The 13,405-nt window shown below is 49.7% G+C and carries 9 protein-coding genes and 2 pseudogenes; 9 read left to right on the plus strand and 2 right to left on the minus strand.

Translation table 11 applies throughout. The annotated features are described in order from the left end of the window. The first annotated feature begins 6 nt into the window (after positions 1-6). From glmS to LXM55_RS12465, 6 genes and pseudogenes are all read left to right on the plus strand, one after another. A complete protein-coding gene (gene glmS / locus LXM55_RS12440) occupies positions 7-1,839 on the plus strand; it encodes a glutamine--fructose-6-phosphate transaminase (isomerizing) (protein ID WP_233320640.1) in 1,833 nt (610 codons plus the stop codon). Between the two features lie 277 nt (positions 1,840-2,116). Continuing rightward, positions 2,117-2,974, plus strand: a complete 858-nt coding sequence (locus LXM55_RS12445) for a TnsA endonuclease N-terminal domain-containing protein (RefSeq protein WP_233320641.1) — start codon at positions 2,117-2,119, stop codon at positions 2,972-2,974. Then, on the plus strand, positions 2,971-5,139 hold the full coding sequence (locus tag LXM55_RS12450; RefSeq protein WP_233320642.1) for a Mu transposase C-terminal domain-containing protein: 2,169 nt from the start codon (positions 2,971-2,973) through the stop codon (positions 5,137-5,139). Before LXM55_RS12445 ends, LXM55_RS12450 begins: the two co-directional genes overlap by 4 nt. Then, positions 5,136-6,608 (plus strand): ATP-binding protein, encoded by a 1,473-nt coding sequence (locus LXM55_RS12455; RefSeq protein WP_233320643.1) that lies wholly within the window; start codon positions 5,136-5,138, stop codon positions 6,606-6,608. Before LXM55_RS12450 ends, LXM55_RS12455 begins: the two co-directional genes overlap by 4 nt. An 18-nt stretch (positions 6,609-6,626) precedes the next feature. Beyond that, positions 6,627-7,094, plus strand: a pseudogene (locus LXM55_RS12460) (TniQ family protein); the annotation flags it as partial. A 456-nt stretch (positions 7,095-7,550) separates the two neighbouring features. Beyond that, positions 7,551-8,300 (plus strand): TnsD family Tn7-like transposition protein, encoded by a 750-nt coding sequence (locus LXM55_RS12465; RefSeq protein ID WP_233321031.1) that lies wholly within the window; start codon positions 7,551-7,553, stop codon positions 8,298-8,300. 33 nt (positions 8,301-8,333) lie between these two features. On the opposite strand, the gene LXM55_RS12470 is transcribed toward LXM55_RS12465, so the two are convergent. Beyond that, the gene (locus tag LXM55_RS12470) at positions 8,334-10,022 is read right to left on the minus strand and encodes a TnsD family Tn7-like transposition protein (protein ID WP_233320644.1); all 1,689 of its coding nucleotides are present in this window, start codon (positions 10,020-10,022) and stop codon (positions 8,334-8,336) included. 300 nt (positions 10,023-10,322) lie between these two features. Beyond that, positions 10,323-10,604, minus strand: a complete 282-nt coding sequence (locus LXM55_RS12475; protein WP_233321050.1) for a hypothetical protein — start codon at positions 10,602-10,604, stop codon at positions 10,323-10,325. Here LXM55_RS12475 and LXM55_RS12480 point away from each other — a divergent pair. The 3 genes and pseudogenes from LXM55_RS12480 to LXM55_RS12490 all read left to right on the plus strand — a co-directional run. Then, positions 10,551-10,724, plus strand: a pseudogene (locus LXM55_RS12480) (GNAT family N-acetyltransferase); the annotation flags it as partial. The gene LXM55_RS12475 and the pseudogene LXM55_RS12480 sit on opposite strands and share 54 nt — an antisense overlap. Positions 10,725-11,187: 463 nt before the next feature. Then, on the plus strand, positions 11,188-11,523 hold the full coding sequence (locus tag LXM55_RS12485) for a DUF2790 domain-containing protein (RefSeq protein WP_233320645.1): 336 nt from the start codon (positions 11,188-11,190) through the stop codon (positions 11,521-11,523). 225 nt (positions 11,524-11,748) lie between these two features. Beyond that, positions 11,749-13,074, plus strand: a complete 1,326-nt coding sequence (locus tag LXM55_RS12490) for an OprD family porin (RefSeq protein ID WP_233320646.1) — start codon at positions 11,749-11,751, stop codon at positions 13,072-13,074. Positions 13,075-13,405: the final 331 nt, after the last annotated feature.

A 13,405-nucleotide genomic window follows, 5' to 3' on the forward strand; every position in this document is an offset into this window, starting at 1 on the left:
GAAACCATGTGTGGAATTGTTGGCGCCGTTGCTGAACGCAATATCACCGCCATTTTGCTGGAAGGCCTCAAGCGCCTCGAATACCGCGGCTACGACAGCGCCGGTGTGGCGGTCTATACCAATGCCGGCAAGCTCGAGCGCATGCGTCGCCCGGGCAAGGTCAGCGAACTGGAACAGGCCCTGGCCGACGAGCCGCTGGTGGGCCGCTTGGGCATCGCCCACACCCGCTGGGCCACCCATGGCGCGCCGTGCGAGCGTAATGCTCACCCGCATTTCTCCGGCGACCTGGCGATCGTGCACAACGGCATCATCGAGAACCACGAAGCCCTGCGCGCGCAGCTCAGCGCCCTGGGGTACGCGTTCACCTCGGACACCGACACCGAAGTCATTGCCCACCTGCTGGACCACAAGCTCAAGGACCTGGGCGACCTCACCACAGCCCTCAAGGCCACCGTCAAGGAACTGCACGGCGCCTACGGCCTGGCCGTGATCAGCGCCAGCCAGCCGGATCGCCTGGTCGCGGCCCGCAGCGGCAGCCCGCTGGTGATCGGCCTGGGCCTGGGGGAAAACTTCCTCGCCTCCGACCAACTGGCCCTGCGCCAGGTCACCGATCGCTTCATGTACCTGGAAGAAGGCGACATCGCCGAAATCCGCCGCGACAGCGTGCAGATCTGGGACATCGACGGCCAGGCCGTGGAGCGCGAAGCGGTGCAGTACCGCGATGGCGCCGAAGCCGCGGAGAAGGGCGAGTTCCGCCACTTCATGCTCAAGGAAATTCACGAACAGCCATCCGTGGTACAGCGCACCCTGGAAGGCCGCCTGAGCGCCAATCAGGTGCTGGTCCAGGCCTTCGGTCCGCAAGCCGCCGAGCTGTTCGCCAAGGTGCGCAATGTGCAGATCGTCGCCTGCGGCACCAGCTACCACGCCGGCATGGTGGCCCGTTACTGGCTGGAAGAACTGGCCGGCATTCCGTGCCAGGTGGAAGTGGCCAGCGAGTTCCGCTACCGCAAGGTGGTGGTGCAGCCCGATACCCTGTTCGTGACCATTTCCCAGTCCGGCGAAACCGCCGACACCCTGGCGGCCTTGCGCAATGCCAAGGAACTGGGCTTTCTCGCCAGCCTGGCGATCTGCAACGTCGGCATCAGCTCGCTGGTGCGTGAATCCGACCTGACCCTGCTGACCCAGGCCGGGCGCGAGATCGGCGTGGCCTCGACCAAGGCCTTCACCACCCAGCTGGTGGGCCTGTTGCTGCTGACCCTGTCCCTGGGCCAGGTGCGTGGCACACTGGCGGCCGGCGTCGAAGCGGAGCTGGTGGAAGAACTGCGCCGCCTGCCGACCCGCCTGGGCGAAGCCCTGGCCATGGACGGCGTGGTGGAAAAGACCGCCGAACTGTTCGCCGACAAGCACCACACCCTGTTCCTCGGCCGTGGCGCCCAGTACCCGGTGGCGATGGAAGGCTCGCTCAAGCTCAAGGAGATTTCCTACATCCACGCCGAAGCCTACCCGGCCGGTGAGCTCAAGCACGGCCCGCTGGCCCTTGTGGATAACGACATGCCGGTGGTCACCGTGGCGCCGAACAACGAGCTGTTGGAGAAACTCAAATCCAACCTGCAAGAGGTGCGTGCCCGTGGCGGCGAGCTGATCGTGTTTGCCGACGAACAGTCCGGCATGACCAATGGCGAAGGCACCCACGTGATCCAGATGCCGCACATCCACGACATCCTCTCGCCGATCCTCTACACCATCCCGCTGCAGCTGCTGTCCTACTACGTCGCCGTGCTCAAGGGCACCGATGTCGACCAGCCGCGCAACCTGGCCAAGTCGGTGACGGTGGAATGAGTGACTTGCAACAAGGCGCTCCTGGTTGAAAACAACATAGTTTGTCTCCAGACAACATAGTGTGTCTCCTTACAACATAGTCTGTCACAATGGCTAACCCCCTGAATTCAGGGGGTTTTCTTTTTCTTAAAGCGCCATTTGTCCAGATTCACTGCTCCATTTCACTCAAGGGGTAAGCTGGAGATTGCTGACCACCATCAAGAGAAGGTGCAGTTTTTTCCTATACCTATTTCGAGACGAAGGTTTGCAGTGCGGCAGGGAGCGCAGGAGGTCTGGGTTGCGCGGTCGCAGGTTTTCTACAGAAGCCGACGTTGAACGGCACATTTCAAATGGATTCGGCCAAGGGGCTGGGGTTAGCTACGTCCCGTGGCTACGCGTGCAGGATGTACCCTCTCAAGGACATTCTCGAAAAGTCCAAGGGGTCAAGGTCGATCGCCTGTACCACCTACTTTCTAATCTCGAATACGGCTACTTTTTAGTTTGCGAGTTTTCGGAAGAAATTATCGACATCCGTGAGCAATACCCGTTGCTTCCAAGAGATCGCGTACAGGCCCATGCCAGTGCGATGGGATTGAATTATCCCAACTACCCAAAGAGTTCAGTTCCATATGTGATGACGACGGATTTTCTCCTAACGGTCATAAAACCAGATGGAAGCTTTGAGACTGTCGCTCGCACAGTCAAGTATGAAAGCGATCTTGTGGGTGAAAGGGCCGGTAGAACACGTGAAAAGCTGGCAATCGAAAAGGAGTTCTGGAATTCACAAGGCGTAGATTGGGAAGTAGTTACGGAAGTTGGCTTTACTGTTGAACTGGTTCAAAACTTAGGGTTACTGCGAAAATTTGCTCAGATACCTCGTGCATTAACACAACCTACTGTGGTGAAAGACTTTCTTTATTGCCTAAGAGAGTTTCAGGGCTACCCTTGGACCACTGCTCAAGTTTTGAAAAAAATTGCAACGAGACTGTTTATTTCGTATCAGGACTCAAGAGCGCTATATCACTACTTGATTTGGCATAAGCGTATTAAACTCGACTTGATACATGTGCCTCTACAAATGGGGTTACCTTTCCCAGAACTACTAATAGTCGAGGATACATATTCCTATTGGAAGACTGCGGAGGGTGCGCTATGAAAATCAAAATAAATGACGTTTTGGAGCCTATAACTGAGCACTCAGCTATACCTGCTTTGGTCCGAGTTTTGTGGCTAGATGAGATAGAAGATGTAATCTGCTTGATCGAAATTACAGCAAATCCACCTCGGCTACCATTTGTATTGGGATGGGAACAAATAAAGTCATCTGTTTTAGCTGGAGATACGAAGACGGCTACGATAAAAACACCAGAGTACTTGTTGGTGTTAGAAGAGGCTCTCGACGAAAAGCAAAAGTCAGATAGAGATAATAAGTGGAATGTTATTTCGCCGCTGATTTTTTCTGAAGTTCCGGGTCAGATATTTTTCTCTGGCGAACTGGGGCGACTCGTTGCAGCTCGCTCAGCCGAGCTTAATATCAATCGCAGACAAATTTATCGTCTTTTATGTAGATATTGGATAAATGGTCAAGTACGAAATGCTCTTCTGAAAAACTATAAAAATGTTGGAAAGTCCGAGCGAGTGTACAACCCGGAAAGTCCTCCAGGCAGGAAACCGAAATTTCAGGGAGTTGAGCTGCAGCAGAACAAGTTTTTGGAGGCTGTAGATAAGAGCTGTATCAAGATCGGTTACGCGCTCTATGTCGATAATGAAGAAGCATCTTTAATTGATGCCTACCATAAAATGCTAGCGAAGTTTTACACGGAAAAAGATCTCTCGAAAAATCCTGAAGCTAGTTTACGCTTATTGCCATCGACACAAATACCTTCTTTTCGTCAGTTTGATTATCAGGGCAAGAAGTTTTTCGATGTGGTGGCGACTGAGCGCGGACGGATGGGGGAAAGACAATGGTTAAAAGACCGTCGCCCTTTATCAGGTTCCGTTCAGGACAAGCTTCGTGGACCATGCCATCAGTTTGAAATTGATGCCACGATTGCCGATATCTATTTGGTGAACAGTTACTCTCGCCACATGCTTATCGGGCGCCCAGTGATTTATGTGGTTATTGATAGCTTTTCAGGCATGATCGTCGGCCTCTATGTAGGTTTAGAAGGTCCGAGTTGGAATGGAGCAAGGCAAGCACTTTTCAATGCATTTACCTCTAAGCAAGATTTCTGTGCTCTCAATGGCGTCACAATAGAAGACGCTGATTGGCCTTGTCACCACCTACCTCATGAGGTGTTCGCCGACCGGGGAGAAATGCTTGGGATTGCAGCTGAGGGACTTGCTACAGGCTTAGGCATTGAGCTGGGTATTGCTCCGCCTTATCGCCCAGACTGGAAGTCGATGGTGGAAAGCAGGTTTAACATCCTGAACTCTTTGACGGGCATCCGATGGTTACCCGGTGGCGTAGCAGCACGCGAGAAAGAAAGAGGTGAGCGGGATTATCGCTTGGACGCGACTCTTAATCTGAAAGAATTCACTAAAATCATTATTAAGTGTGTGCTTCATTACAATAAATTCAATCGTCAGCCTAAAAGACTCACAAAACAAATGGTTGCTGACGCTGTTGAACCTACCCCTTTGTCTATATGGAACTGGGCATTGGAAAATGATTTTGTTGAGCCTAATTATCGATCAGATGATCTGATTTACTTACATTTGCTTCCTAGGGACAGTGGCACAGTTCAAAAGGGAGGTTTGTTATTTAAGGGTATGTATTATATATGCGATATGGTCATTGATAAAAACTGGCTAGCAAAGGCGAGAAGTCAAGGCGTCTGGTCGATTCAATGTTGGTACGACCCAAACTCAGCAGACCACATTTGGATTCAAGGGGACGATAAACAATTTGTTCGCTGTGATTTAAGATATTCAGATCGGAAATATTCGAATTATCGTACTGACGAAATCTACGACATGCTTGAGGCTTATCGTCAAACTCCACCGACGCATAAACGGCTTGAGCTAGAGAGTCGGATCTCTCTTAACGATGAAATTGATAGTGTGGTAAACACTGCCCTAAAAGAAAAAAAAGATGAAATAGCCCCTAAAACGAAATCTGAGCGCATCGGAAATATTCGTGAGAATCGGGCGGAGGAGCGTTTCCGGGAGCGAGCGGAGGTGCAGGTTCCGGAGGGCGTCCGCAGCGTTGATGTAGATGCACCGCAGTCTCCTAAAGATCCTCCTAGGCATTACGCCGGTGCTCGTAGTGCACAAGTGATAGACATGCTCAAACGAATTCGCCCAGGTAAGAAGCCATGAACGGCACTCAAATCTTTGCCTGTTACACCAAGCAACCGATTCCTGAGTATGCAGGCAACCCACTCATCGAAGCGTTGCCGCCAATCCTCCCGGATGAAGCAGCGATGGAACTTATCGCTAATTTTCCATATGAAGCAACTCCAGAGGAGTTGGCATTGGAACGCTCAACGCGAATCCATTGCATCGATCGCTTACGGTCAGTCGTCCACCCAATGATGATTCACTTGGAGCTTGAGTCGTTGATCTCGCTGTTGATCCGACGGGGCTACGTAGGGCGGAACCCGACCTCACCAGCGACTGTCAGGCACCTCCACTCGCTCTCTGGGGCTCAGCGGTACCATGATGGATTCAAATCGACTGCGGAGACATTCAGCTTGGTTGGGTTGAGCGGGATTGGGAAATCCACAGCGTTATGGGCCATCCTCAGCCTTTACCCTCAAACCATCAGGCATGAACGCTACGAGGGTAAACAGTTCGTTCACACACAGATCACTTGGTTGAAGCTTGATTGTCCTAGGGACGGGTCTCTAGCCGGGTTCTGTCAGGAGTTCTTTATCGCTGTGGGGAAAGCGTTGGGCGATGAGAACTACCATAAGCGGTTTCGAGCCAGAAACATTAATGACTCGCTGCAGATGATGGCTCAGGTCGCGAGTACATTCTTTATTGGCGCACTGCTCATCGATGAGATTCAGAATTTGCATTTTGCCAAGACAGGTGGCAAAGACAGCATGCTGAATTTCTTTCTGCACCTGGTAAATAATATCGGTATACCAGTTGTCTTCATCGGCACTAATTCGATGGTCAGCCTTTTTTCTGGTGTGTTGAGAAATGCGCGCCGTTGCTGCGATGCAGGAATCATCGAGTTCAAGCGATTTGAAAAGGATGATGACGAGTGGAAAATGTTGGTCGAGAACCTTTGGAGCTACCAATGGTGTCAGCAGCGAGCTGACTTGACTGGCGAAATCTTTGATGCGCTCTACGAACATACGCAGGGTGTAACGGATTTCCTGGTGAAGTTGCTTGTGCTCACACAACGCTACGTAATTCAAAGTGGGTCGGAGTGCATCACGGCGGCGGACATTAGATGCATTAGCGACTCCAAGATGCAGATATTGAAGCCCGCGCTGTCTGCGTTGCGCAGCCGCGACCCAAAACGAATGAGCCAGTTTGAAGATTTGCTTCCGATTGACGAACAGCTGGCTGACATGATGGCTTTTGACGTTGCGTCACGACCGGACCGTCTGGCGTTGTTGCGCAGTCTCAAGAAGCAGGGGGCTAGTGCTCCAGCAAGCGCGGCTGAAGCAACGAAGAGCGTCACTAGGGCGTCCTCCCCCGTCGCTGCTGTGGTTGCTGAAACGTCAGTGGTCCGAACCATAGGTAGTAGCGAAGACCCACTAAGTGCCATGAAAAATGCTGGATGGCTGAATCAGGACTTGTTTGAGTTTTCGCCGCTGTACCGCAAGAGGTAAACAATAGAGGGATATGAAATGAAGCACCGCTTTCATTTCTTTCCTGAGCCCTTCCCTGACGAAACGCTACACAGCGTTTTGTCTAGGTACGTTCGGCTTTGTGGTTTCGGAGCACACAGCGAGATATTTGCCAGTACTCTGTGGGAGGAAGGTTTTTCGGAGAATGTACCTTTTCCCTGTCACCTCGCCAAATTCGTGGACGTATTGCCATACGGTGTCGGCTTGACCGTGGACAAGCTAATTGAACGTCACACTCTCTTGCCGTACTACCAACCCTTCCTGTCCGTTCAGCAATTTCAACGTGCCCGAGAGCAGATGGCTCATCAAGGTAGAGAAGGGCTCAAACTAAGATTGGGGTTGATTGCTAGTCGCCTTGAGAGCGCATCGAGAATCCGATTTTGCCCCTCCTGCTTGGACCAGGATGAGGCCAGTATGGGGGTAGCTTATTGGCATCGTGTACACCAGCTCCCAGGTGTTTTCATCTGTCCCCATCACGTGGAACCGTTGGTGGTCTTGGATCACTGCAGTTTGACTCGTTGTAGGAAGAGGCTCTTGCTTCCCAAGGACGAAAGCGTCCAATCATGTGCTCTGCCTTTAGAGATCCCAATAGATCGACGTCGTGAGCTTTTCGAGATCGCACGACTTTCACTTAAGGTACTTCAGGCCAATGTGTTACCTCTGCCTGCGAACAGAGTGCGAAGGTTGCTTCTAGATGGGGCTGTGGCTCTGGAGCTGGTCCACCATGGTCGACTGCGTTTGGGGCCTCTTGCTCGACATATGGACGCTTATTTCCACCGTCTTCCAAGCATCGGCGAGTTCTCAATTCTTGGATGCGACCCGGATGAAACCCCTGCGTCTTGGGTGACTAAGCTTCTTCGGAAACCTCGACGTACTCATCATCCGTTGAAGTTCATCCTTCTTGGCTGCGCGCTGAACGTTGACATGACTCGGCTTCTCATTGGCCAAGACATTCTTCTGAACGCGACGGCCTTGGAAATCCCACCGTCTGTTCCTTTACCCATTCCAGGCAAACCAGCAGAGCAACACAACTCTGGCCCTAAACCCGCTGTAGGTCATCAACCTTCGATTTGGGCTTGGGCTGAAAAAGGAATGGATGCGACAGAAATTGCATCAAAATTGGATATCTCCCTCGCTAGTGTTTATCGAGGCATTCGAGCACACGAGAAGGGAGCAGAATGGTGGAAACAGTGCAAGCATGAACGATATCTTGCTCAGCGGCGGCAGCGTTTTGAGAGTCAGTATCAAGATCGTATGGCTCATGAGTGTTCTGATTACCTATGGCTATACAGGCATGATCAGTCATGGCTTACCCAGCAGTGCAATCTGCTAAATCATCATGGAAGTAATCGGAAACTGAATAGTTCGTTTCGTCAGCTTGATCCTTACCTTGCGTCCAGAATCATTGATTGCGCAGAGGATCTTCGTGCGTTGTCGGGCAAGCCGGTTCGGCTTACTCAAACCAGAATCGGTCGAGAGCTGGATACGATTGCTCGATTTGAGAAGCAGCTTAAGAAACTTCCTATATGTGCGGCTGCATTGGCGTCAGTTTGCGAGAGTCGTGAAGACTTTCATCGTCGCCGATTAGAATGGGCCGAACAGCAACTAAAGCTAGAAGGTAAACCCATCACTGCATCATGGCTCTACAGAACTGCCTGTATTAGACACAATTGATCAGAAGTCAAATCATAAGCTTCCCGGATAAGATTAATAATCTGGAGCATCTACTGCCGCTGACTTTATCGAAATATAGGATCTTCCGCCCATAGGTCCATGGTGACCTGGAGGGCCCTCCCACTGCCTGCTAACGCTAGCTTTTGCAAGTAACGATTCTGGATTAAAACCAGTGCTCATCAGCTTCTCTAGATCCCACTCGAAATGATTTATCAATATAATCCAGGCTTGGATAGGTACGGAGGGTAGTAGTTTTAGACTACATGTGTTTGGTGGGAGTTTTAGTCGGGACATTTCTGACAACGCCCATATGGTTCTTCTTAAGCGAAAATGCCATGATGATTCGTAATAGAGTTCCAGCTTTTGAGCTACACGTGGAAACAAAATTTTCCGATCAGCAGGACTTGTTGGAATCCTAATCGGCAATAAAGCTATCATTTTGGTTATATTAACTCTAACCGGCTTTTTACTGATAGCGTAGAGCTCTTCGACACGTGTAGATATGATGTCAGCATACGCCTCGTCTCGATGATCAGGAGATTGCTCCACCTTCGCCTTTATGATTGGCCCATTTGCTAGGGCCTTCATAAGCCACGATTTATCGTTAGTGATAAGCCATAGTGTCGCCTGATATGCATTGGCCCATAAATAATCCAAATTTAGTTCAGGTCTAGCCCCAATGAGCTGAGTCACTTTTTGGCGATGAAGTTTTTGCTTGTTTGACGAAGACTTATTTAGTTGTGCTTGTCGCTTTCTTGCCTCACTGCTAAAAAATAATGACTCAGTTGCAAGTTTTTTCTCAAAACTTTCAACGGTTTTAAATAAGTGATAAGCCATGATGAGATGCCTTGTTATCGGCATGTCGAGTAAACCATTAACTGTCGTTGTTCTAATCCATTGATTATGCTTACCTGCGGCATATGCATTATCAATCTTTGCCAACAATTTAGGGCCAAACATCGCTTGGATGCTTTCAAATAGTTTGGCTCGTGACATGAACTGCCCATGGGTAAAGCCCATTTTTTTTGCCTGGCGAGTATAAAATGCTGCCAAGACTTCGCTTTTCACTGCCGGTAGATTGCGATCAAGCAATTCTTTAGAAAATCGCGCAAAGCTCTGTTCAAGCTCTAATCCAGTTTCAGGGGAGTGTGAATTTAATGGATTCCATCCACAGATACATTGCGCTGCGAGGCTAGGTAATAATTTATTCGAGCGATAAAATGGATGTGAACACTTTGGGCACGACTGAAGCAACACTTCTCCATGTCGCCAACAAACGGTTACTCCAGGTATATGGTGTGCGCGGTGCCAATATGAATGACCTGTTTCAATAAGATCATCTTGCACGCATGACAGGCATAACTTTGCCATACTGTGAGCGCTGACTTCCCTGCGAGGAACCCTTGCTATCGCTGAAATAATGCTCTCATCACGCAGCTCAATATTTTCTTTTGATACCCCTAAAAATGGCTTATATACAGGTAATATGGTGTTGGAGATGAGTAATTCATTAAGGTTTAGACTTTTGTCTCCAGGCAACCGAGAGGCTAGGTCTTCAATCCTATTTGGGATAATTTTCATTGCAAAGGGAGCTGTTCCGAAAATATCCCTGTAGGTCTCATTTTCGGTTCGGTTTCCAGATAGTAGGTGATATCTGGATATTCGCGATTGAAGTGTTTCATCAGGCATTGAGGCTGGAAAAAATAAAAGGTTTACTGACATATCAATAAAATGTTCTTAAATGTATGTTTTTGGTCATGTCATCTACTGTGGTTATGGTCTGAGTCACCAGTGAGACACAATACTAATATCATGGTTTCCGTCAGCTCGGTAGATCCTGATGCTCGTTCTGCGGAGGGTAATTAATCTCTACAATACAATCGGGTCAGTAAGCTTTGTGAGCTGATTGCCATTTTTCCTGAACAACTCAAGCACTGGTATACCTTGGTGAGCCATTAATATGCCCTGTATTCTACAGGTCTGTAGATCGTGCAAGTGGCTGGAGCTGATGCAGTGGGTTACTCAGCGAGGATCCTCACAACCGTCTTTACGATAAAGAGCGCTCAGCTGAGATACACCTTGGCGGATCTCTTCAACGGAGTCATACCTATCGATCTGTGCTTGGCAGGCAGCCTTTCGGGTGAGGACGATATTGCTAGCGTGTTGGTCAATTGTGCAGGTGCTAGCCGAGCTGGCGGATGGACACACCTGGGTTTGATCTGGGCTCAGCAGGCCATCTGCAGTAAAGGTGCCCTTCCCAATATCGCGAGCATCGGGCTCCACGAAGCGTTTGGTATCACTCATATCGGAACCTATCCCGCAGTGGGATTCAAGCATCGGCAATGGCACGACGTAGGTTACTGGCGAAAACCGCTCCATCAGGCGACACCACCAACGGAAATTGTCGTGTTCAGTGAGGTAAGAGAACACCTGGAGCTGTTAGTCCATTGGGGTACTCCACGACTAGAGCGACTCGTCTCGATCCTATTGTCTAGTCGCAACTGGACGGTGACTGATATCACGGCCTCCCCTAGCCAATTGAAGTCTAGAGATCGTGCTGAGTTGTTACTGAAGATGCGCAGATGCCAAGATGAAGAGTGTCGATGTTTTGTATTGAAAGCCTTGTATACATCGTAGGGCGCTGTTAACTCTGCAACCATTGACAAATTACACTAATTTGGCAGACACCTTTCTAGTCAAAAAACAGCGATTTCCATCTGTATGTATCTACTAGCAGCTATGTATTTATCAAAACTTTTTCGGCGATTTTTAGCGTTGATCCTCAAATATATAGAGACGCACCTTACGCATAAGTAATTTTCATGGCAGCTCCCTGAAAGGTATCAACGGCTATTCTATAGCTGTAAGTAATCACTCGGAGAATATCATGAAAGCAATTAAAGCGTTTTTCGTTTTTTCAGCCTTGACGGTCATATCATCTTTGGCCGTTGCTGAAGGTGGTGGAGATCGTGTGTATGGCCGAATGATTCAGGAAAACCAAAAAGCTATGGAACAGTACGCTTTAAAAAATGGCAAGGCCGTTCCTGAGATAGTTCACTATGAATATGGCATGAACCTCGATGTCAAAAAGGTGGTTAGTGTCACACCAACTGACAAAAACTGTAGTGTCGCTCCATCACGCATGACTTATGAAGACTCCAGCGGAAAACTCAACACTGTGGAGTATCGAGTTATGGGTAGCAATTGCCCACATGGAAGCTAGTAGCAATAAGATGGTGATCAAATTTTTGCTGAGTGATTTCAATATTTCAAGGAGCGCTTACTTTTTACTGACGTAGAAGTAATTTTCAGGTCATGCGGGAGTTATCTTGTGTGTGAAATTATGTCTGCCGGCACGTTGGAGGAAGCCTCTGCGTGCCGATGGCTTTTTATAATGATAAAAATATTTCATATAGAAACTCTGCCAAGCTAAAGCCTGGAGTGTTAAATGAACAATAAAAGCTTTTATGGTCTTTCTCTCATTGCCCTTGGCATGAGCATGGGGCAAGTCGCAGTGGCCGTTGAGCAAAAACCGGAGGGGTTCATTGAGGGGAGCTCCGTTAATGTTCTCAACCGAAACTTCTACATCAATCGGGATTATCGCAAGGGTCAATCAAGCCCTACTGGTAATGGCTACGCTGAAGAATGGGCTCACGCCATCATCGGGCGATTCGAGTCAGGGTTTACCCAAGGCACTGTGGGTTTCGGCATTGACGCTTTCGCAATGCAAGGGATCAAACTCGACTCTGGTGATGGGCGCTCTGGAGCTCGCAGCTCGGTAGACGTCATGCCCTATAACAGCAAAGGCCAGCCAGAAGACACTTACTCCAAGGTGGGTGGGGCTGCGAAGGTTCGTTTTCTGGATACGATTGTCAAAGTCGGGGATGTGTTTCCGTCCACACCTGTCGTGGCATACGGGGACTCTCGCTTGCTGCCAGAAAGTTTTCGAGGTGTGACGTTCTCCAATACCAGTATCAAAGACCTCACCCTTCAAGGGGGGCGTTTACATGCAATGAGTCAACCCAACTCCAGTGGTATGCGTGACGGCTTCGCTACATTCTATGCCGGGGCAGTTGATGCGCCCTGGATTGCTTACCTGGGCGGTGATTACACCGTCAATGAGCATGTCGGTGTAAGTCTCTATACCAGCCAATTCAAAGATGTTTGGAATCAATACTACGCCGGCACCACGTTGAGCTACCCCCTCTCGGAGAACATGACGCTGATCGGTGGATTGAATTACTACCGAGCTGTCGATGAGGGCAAGAAGCTGCTGGGGAGCTTCGATAACAACATCTGGAGTGGTAAGACTGGGATCAAGTTCGGAGCTCATACAGTGACCATTGGATACCAGCGGAACAATGGTAATGACGATTTTGACTACCTACGTCAGTCAGATTCCATTTTCCTGGATAACTCCATCCAATACAGCGACTTTAATTCCCCGAAAGAGCAATCTCTGCAGCTACGCTATGACTTGGACATGCAGGCTTTCGGCATACCTGGTCTTAGCTTCATGACTCGCTATGCGAAGGGCTGGGAGGCGGACTACTCGAATGCGAACAGCGTCTACATGCGCCGCGGAGCGGATGGTAACCCTCTGCAAGACCAGAAGCGCTGGGAGCGTGACATTGAAGCGAAGTACATCATCCAGTCAGGCTCTTTGAAGGACATGTCCTTCCGTGTGCGCCAGGCAACGACTCGGGCCACTGACTTCGAGTCAGATCTGGATGAGGTTCGTCTGATCGTCGAGTACCCGCTGCAGCTGCTTTAACAAGCATCAGCCTGTTTCATCGGTACTCGATTACCAAGCACACCCCGTCTCCTTGTTTCTCCTTTGGTTTGGAGACGGCTTAGGCGCCCTAGTGGCGCCTTTTTTTGTTTTTCAGGCACAGAACCAGATAGGAGCGGACGGTAATACATCAATCGAGCTATGACGTTGCTGCAAGCGTGCAGAGCAAATTGAATGAGTAACCTGTGGTGAGAGAGCTTGGCCTTTGTTGTCAGTAGTGTATGGCTCTACTCAAAGGCTTTGAGGTGGGGACTGCTCTGTTGCTGAACCTGGAGTTGATGAATGTGAACAGTCTGAATGTGGTTTTGAACCA

This window comes from Pseudomonas sp. Au-Pse12 (assembly GCF_021341665.1).
GTDB lineage: Bacteria > Pseudomonadota > Gammaproteobacteria > Pseudomonadales > Pseudomonadaceae > Aquipseudomonas.

Excerpts from the sequence above, each read along its gene's own strand:
- LXM55_RS12485 (WP_233320645.1), top strand. The coding sequence starts at position 11,188 with ATGAAAGCAATTAAAGCGTTTTTCGTTTTTTCAGCCTTGACGGTCATA.
- LXM55_RS12455 (WP_233320643.1), top strand. The coding sequence starts at position 5,136 with ATGAACGGCACTCAAATCTTTGCCTGTTACACCAAGCAACCGATTCCT.
- LXM55_RS12465 (WP_233321031.1), top strand. The coding sequence starts at position 7,551 with ATGACTCGGCTTCTCATTGGCCAAGACATTCTTCTGAACGCGACGGCC.
- LXM55_RS12470 (WP_233320644.1), bottom strand. The coding sequence starts at position 10,022 with ATGTCAGTAAACCTTTTATTTTTTCCAGCCTCAATGCCTGATGAAACA.
- LXM55_RS12475 (WP_233321050.1), bottom strand. The coding sequence starts at position 10,604 with ATGAGTGATACCAAACGCTTCGTGGAGCCCGATGCTCGCGATATTGGG.
- LXM55_RS12490 (WP_233320646.1), top strand. The coding sequence starts at position 11,749 with ATGAACAATAAAAGCTTTTATGGTCTTTCTCTCATTGCCCTTGGCATG.
- LXM55_RS12450 (WP_233320642.1), top strand. The coding sequence starts at position 2,971 with ATGAAAATCAAAATAAATGACGTTTTGGAGCCTATAACTGAGCACTCA.
- glmS (WP_233320640.1), top strand. The coding sequence starts at position 7 with ATGTGTGGAATTGTTGGCGCCGTTGCTGAACGCAATATCACCGCCATT.